This is a genomic window from bacterium, from assembly GCA_024226335.1.
Taxonomy (GTDB): domain Bacteria; phylum Myxococcota_A; class UBA9160; order SZUA-336; family SZUA-336; genus JAAELY01.
The window spans coordinates 1-5,938 of sequence record JAAELY010000102.1 but is presented as its reverse complement, the minus strand read 5'-3'; the positions used below and the strand labels follow the sequence as shown (position 1 = coordinate 5,938).

Here is a 5,938-nt window from a genome sequence, read left to right as displayed (position 1 = left end):
TGAACTATCAATCGACTTTCCATCTCTGTTAACGGTCGAGTCAGTGACCACCGGCAGAGCCGGTGGCATGAGGAAGGCCCCTAACCCGGATTATTCATTAGCCGTTGGGCGCTAGCCTGGGCTGTCAAAAAGCTGGGGTTGCGGCGACCTTGGGTTGCGCAAGTTTTATTCCGCTTCCGGGGGCCGATAAGTCTTCTCGGCGTGCAACGTGTATGCCTGGCTGAATTTTTTCTTTGGCCCAAGCTTTAACGTGGCCGATGCGGCATCGGCGCAGTGACTCCGCCAACGTTGTCACGCTGAACTTCACCGTGCTCGCGGCGATCGAAAGGATCTGGCCAGTCAAGCTGTTATTGTTTTGCGACGTGCCAAGTAATCGTTTCCCTTTGCCAATCAGGGATTCGATCACTTCACTGCTACCGGGAAGCCGACCCTCCTGACTCTCACACCGCGCACATTGTTGCTCAACCACCAACGTCAGTTCCGCAATCAAGTCTTGGACCACTGGTATTTCGCTAGTCCCCAAAGCCGCTTTCAACTGGGAGACCGTCTCACCGGAGTATCCCCAGCGACGCACCGCCGTGCAACTCGCCTGTCCGACTTCACACAACTGAGTCCAGCTGCCAAGTTCCTCACAGTACTCCTCCAGCCACCCAAGTTGTGCCTCGACGCTTTGGATCTCCAGACGGTCTTGCTGGCGAGCGGTTAGATTGCCGCTGCGGACTCTGTCAAGCAACCATAGGGCTCGCCGACCCCAGCGAATTTCCGGGTCCAAGTTCATGTACCGGGCTTTTGTCTTCGGACGAGGTGGCTTCAGGTGCGCAAGCGAACTTTGCCGCAGCTTGTTGGCACATCGGCAACAGGCCTGCCGGTACTGGCTGAAGCGATCTTCTTTACCCAGACGTTTCCAAATCAAGCGGCATGCCAAGTGAACGATGTCGTACAGCGAAATCACCTTGGGATGATCTTGCCGGAACAGTTCGACGCCTTTTTTCAGGTCCGAACCGCAATCATTGAGGATCGCCAGCGGGACGCCAACCCGGTCAGAAATCTCTTTCAGTTGATCGTTAACAACGGCTCCGTTGGAGATCTCCGTGGGAATCAGAGCCAACACGTCAACGTCACTGTGCTGCAGGGGACGCTCGAGCCCAGTGAACTTTTCAGCACTGATTCCTAGAACGACAAAGCATTTAAGCGAACCGGCAGCAATCATGTGATCCATGATCCAGACGCGATCCGAGCAAGATGCATCGGTCGCATTGCTGATCCGATCGAGTCCAACTCGCAGGAGGTAGTTTTGAACGGTGGCATGGGTGAGTCCATCGAAGCGATGCCCACCGATAAACTCGCAGATCAATCCACTGATCCTCGAGGCCGCTCTCATCGAAACGGCCCCCTCAATCACGATCCTCAGCACCAGCATGACCAATTCGATCGAAAGGCTGCTGCCAGGAACCTTCGGAGCATCGAGCAACTCGCCTTTAATGGAGACAGGCGGCGAGAGTTCTGGGCGATCTGGATTCTCACAGCGACCCGGTACGTCTACCGGGCATGGTTCATCTTTTTTTATATTCGCGAAGTTCAGCCTCAGCAGCTTCGGCCCGCGCCCGCCACCTCGCGCGGCTTTTCTCAACGGCCCTAGCTTGGTTCTCGGCCGATCGCCGCTGCTCCATCAACTCCCGATACTTCACCCGCAGGTGGTCCCGCCCCTTTTTGAGCATCGCGATGATTTTGTGTGGAGGAGAACGATACTCTTCAATAGCTTTGACCATATCGCAACCTGGCGGAACAAGGGCTGGAAATCGACTACGGAACAGGAATAAAATCACAACATCGAAAAACCGCGTCAACCCCAGCTTTTTGACAGCCCAGGCTAGCGCCCAACGGCTAATGAATAATCCGGGTTAGCCACTTGGGCTGAACTCTGGCGAGTCCAGCTACCCAAGAATTACGCTCTGACAGAGAACTCGCAGAAGAAGCCGGGCGTCTTCGGAGAAAACGGCGACTATTCGCCGGTCGGGAGCGAGTCTTCCACGCGGCCCCCTTGCGGAACTCGCTTGGCAAGACAGGCGGTATTGATCATGCGCGCGGCCTGGGCAAACCAAATACACGCGGCCACAAGCGAAATCGCGGCTCCGGCCAAGGCAATCGGCCCCAAGGCGAATTTCCATAAGCCGAAGGAAACAGCGGCCAGCAGGGCCATTGAGGCCCACACGGTTTTTCCAAAGGCACCTTTGCCGCTCCTCTTCTGGCTGTGCTGAACGATCGCGGATCGAGCCGAAGTGTTGGCCACTTCGCGGAGCGCGCCGAGATCAGTCTTCGACTCCGGGGCCAAGTTACGCGGCCGGTATTCCGAGAGATCGAATGGTTCTTCCGACGGAGGCTCGGGGGCAGTTTCGCACGTGGGCTCTGCGGACGGCTCTTCCTCGAACCCCCGCTCCTGCGTGGCCACGTAAGGCGTGTCGTCCACTTCCGGCCTCGGCGAGTCGTCCCCTCGCAGGCGTTGCATCAAGCCGGTCATATACTCTTCAACACTCTCGTCTTGGCCGCCGTCGTTGACAGCGGGTGCGATTGTTTCGTTGGACGACGAGTCGCGGGGCGAATGCATTGGACTCGAAAACGGAGTCTCTTCAGGACACCGATTTTCCGGCTCTGCACTGTCCACCTGTGTACCGAACGTGTCTTCATGTGCGCCGGATACGTCCACCTGTGCATGGAGCGTGCCTTCGTGTGCGCCGGGCATGTCCGTTAGTGCATCCGGCGGCGTGGCGTCAGCCAACGGCATGCTTGTGTCGGGGGCCGTGTGGGGATCAATTTGCGTTTGCTCGAACGGCTGGACACCTTCGTCAAACGCAGCCGAAAAGCCCGGGGTTTCCGCATCGGTCGGCTGCAGGTTGGGGCCGGCTTCGTCGTTGTGCCGGGACTCGATTTCGTTCTTCAGCGTATCCAGCTCATCGCGGGCCGCGGCCAGTTCCTTGTCGCTTTCCACCAGATCCGCTTGTCGCCGCTCGAGCAACACGGAGCGTTCGCAGAGTTCATCGTCGTACCGTTGCCGCTCCTGCTGCCAGGCAGTCCGATCCGCCTCAAATTGTCTTTTTTGCTCCTCGAACCTTTCCGATTCTGCATCGAAGGTCTCTTGGGCGCGAGACGACCCGCTTTCGGCTTCGGCTCGTTGCCGCTCGATCTGCTCACGGCTTTCCGTGAGTTGCCGCTGAGAGGTTTCCAGGTCCCGTTGTCTTTCCGCGTGATCGGCGGCGAGCTGTCGTTTTCGCTCGGCGAGTTCGGCTGCCTGGGTTTCGACTTCCGCCGCCTGACCTTCCAGTTCCGATTGGCGGCGCCGCAGGTCGGCTTCGAGTTCCCGATGCCGCTGTTCGAACTGAACTTCGAGTGTCTCCTGCTGATCGGTTAGAGCCTGCTGAACGCAGCGGGTCCGCTCCCGGTCCCCGTGGTATTCGGCCTGCAGGCGGTGCAGGCGTTCACGGGCCGAGCGGAGCTGGTTGGCAAGCTGCTGGACTCGGAGCGTGGCGGAATGGCGGGTCTTGGCGAGCGACGATCTGAGGAGGTCGGCCTGTTGCCTGGCCTGTTCTACAACCTGGTGAAGCGGAGTCGCGTCGTCCCGCCCTTTTCGCGGGAGGGCGGCGGTAGGTGAACGACGGTCGAGCCGTCGGGCGGTTGCCTCGTCGATGACCTCGAGTTCGACGGGGCCGACGACCAGCCGGTCACCGACCGAAAGGGGGGCGGAGTCGAACATCCGGCCGTTGAGTCGGGTGTTTTCGTCGAAGCGACGAACGAAGGTGACTCGGCGGCCGCGGAAGATAAGGCAGTGTACGGTGTTCACACCGGCGGATCGTAGGCGAAGGGTGCACGACTGCCCCGATCCCACGGTGCATCTTGGCGCCGAAAGGCGAACGATCTGGCCGCCATGTTCCGTTCCGCGCACGAGTAAAAACAGGTCCTGCGGAGGTGTGCCCAGCAGGCTTTTGGCGCGACGTGACCGAGTTTTGGCCGTGATTTTGTCCATGTTGGCATGTGGGGCTTGTGGTGGGGTTCTGCCGGCGGCGGGTGTGGGGGTGGGCTTGGCGGTCCATCGTAAGTCCGAAAGTCCCAAAGACATGTAGCTTACGATGGGCAGTGCGTCAAAACGCAGGCCGGGCAATCCGGCCGATCCCCGGCGCGAGTATTCGCGGACAAGGCAAACTTTGTCGAAAAAACGGCTGCATCTTGCTGCCGAATTTGTCGATTATCGGTTAGCGACAACTGATATCGACTATGAGGGGGGCGCCGCAGGCCGCAACGGCCGTGGCGCGACCTATAGTTAACGGCAGCGTCCGGAAGAGTCCGGGCACAGAAACTACATCTCACACTTTTTTGGAGGTTCGAATCCGGCTCATCTGAAGGGGGGGAACACCTTCGGCGAAGGCCATGATCGGACACCCGGGACGGCGGACATGGCACGCAATGATGCAATTTCCAGTATGCGCGAGCTATTGCTCACGCGACGCGACGCACTGCGCAAAGCCCTTAGTGGGGACCTGAGCCTACTCAGAGAGCTCAACAGCGCAACCTCTGGCGACGTCGCGGATTGCGCCTTGGATGCGGCGCAAGACGAACTCACTTGCCAACTGGCCGAAGTCGAGGCCCGCGAACTGACAAGCATCGACAACGCCCTGCAGCGAATGCGCGACGGCGAATACGGCGGCTGCGAAACATGCGGCTGCGAAATTCCCCTGGCCCGCCTGCAAGCACTGCCCTACGCGACAATGTGCATCCAATGCCAGCGTGAGGCGGAAAGGCAAGGTGTTCAAACGGGTATTCCCCTCAACTGGGCCAGGGTCTCCGACGCCGATCCGATGGACCTGGACGTTCCGGTTGGCGACCTGGAATTGAGCTGACCTGATCGTCGTTCCGACCGAAAAGTATGGCGCCCGGGAGGCCTGCTTCCCGACCTGCCCCCTGGGGCAGCGTTGGAGGGCAATCTGTTGAAGCGTATGAGATCCGACCTCCGGCGCGCCCCCTCTTGTTCCGATTGCGATTCGAAGGGATTGTCGTCATGCCGTGCGATCCGAGGCGAGCTTTTCGCGTCTGCTTGTTTCTTCTGGTGGTGTTGTCGATGGCAGCCGCCCCAGGTCTGCTGGTGGCCCAAACAAGTGACGGCAGTTCGCCATCGCGAAGCGCGAGAGATCAGTTGTATGAACAATTGGCACGCGATGCAGCGGCCATCGAACAAGCCAGCGTGCTGAAACAGGCGGTCCGGCTGGTCAAACCGACCGTCGTCCACCTGGAGGCCAAAAAGATCGGGCAGCCGGTCAGCAACTACGGCGCCCGCAAGCCCCGCGAGGAGGCGGGCTCGGGGGTGATTGTCGAGCTGAACGGAAAGCACTTTGTCCTGACCAACCGGCACGTTATCAGCGATGCACCGCTGAAGAATATTAGGGTCTCCCTGGCCGACGGTCGCCGATTGCAACCGACAGCCAAATGGGACGACGACGGCACGGACGTGGCTGTGATGGCCGTAACGGCCGACGATCTCACCTCGGCACGACTGGGCGATAGCGACAAGGTCGAAATCGGCGACTTCGTATTGGCCGTGGGCAGTCCCTTCGGGCTGAGTCATTCCGTGACCTATGGAATCGTCAGTGCCGAAGGCCGTCGCGATCTCAAACTCGGACACGCCGGCGTGAAGTACCAGGACTTCTTTCAGACCGATGCCGCCATCAACCCGGGCAACAGCGGGGGGCCGTTGTTGAACCTGCGGGGCGAAGTGATCGGCGTGAACACGGCCATCGCCAGCAACAGCGGCGGCAGCGAAGGGATCGGGTTTGCCATTCCGATCAATATGTTCATGGTCGTCGCCCGTCAGCTTATCGAAAACGGTCGCGTCGTGCGGTCTTTCCTGGGCGTGCACCTCGATTCGCAATTCGACACGCCCAAGGCCGCCGGC

The 5,938-nt window shown here is 59.7% G+C and carries 4 protein-coding genes; 2 read left to right on the top strand and 2 right to left on the bottom strand.

Annotation, left to right across the window (positions count from 1 at the left end):
• Positions 1–124: 124 nt before the first annotated feature.
• Positions 125–1,630: a hypothetical protein gene (locus GY725_04400; protein ID MCP4003417.1), complete on the bottom strand. Its 1,506-nt coding sequence runs from the start codon at positions 1,628–1,630 to the stop codon at positions 125–127.
• A 372-nt stretch (positions 1,631–2,002) separates the two neighbouring features.
• The gene (locus GY725_04395; protein ID MCP4003416.1) at positions 2,003–4,153 is read right to left on the bottom strand and encodes a hypothetical protein; all 2,151 of its coding nucleotides are present in this window, start codon (positions 4,151–4,153) and stop codon (positions 2,003–2,005) included.
• A gap of 292 nt (positions 4,154–4,445) precedes the next feature.
• Between GY725_04395 and GY725_04390 the strand changes: the two genes are divergently transcribed.
• Positions 4,446–4,889 (top strand): TraR/DksA family transcriptional regulator, encoded by a 444-nt coding sequence (locus GY725_04390; GenBank protein MCP4003415.1) that lies wholly within the window; start codon positions 4,446–4,448, stop codon positions 4,887–4,889.
• 218 nt (positions 4,890–5,107) lie between these two features.
• The coding region (locus GY725_04385) for a trypsin-like serine protease (GenBank protein ID MCP4003414.1) at positions 5,108–5,938 on the top strand (831 nt) is incomplete at its 3' end.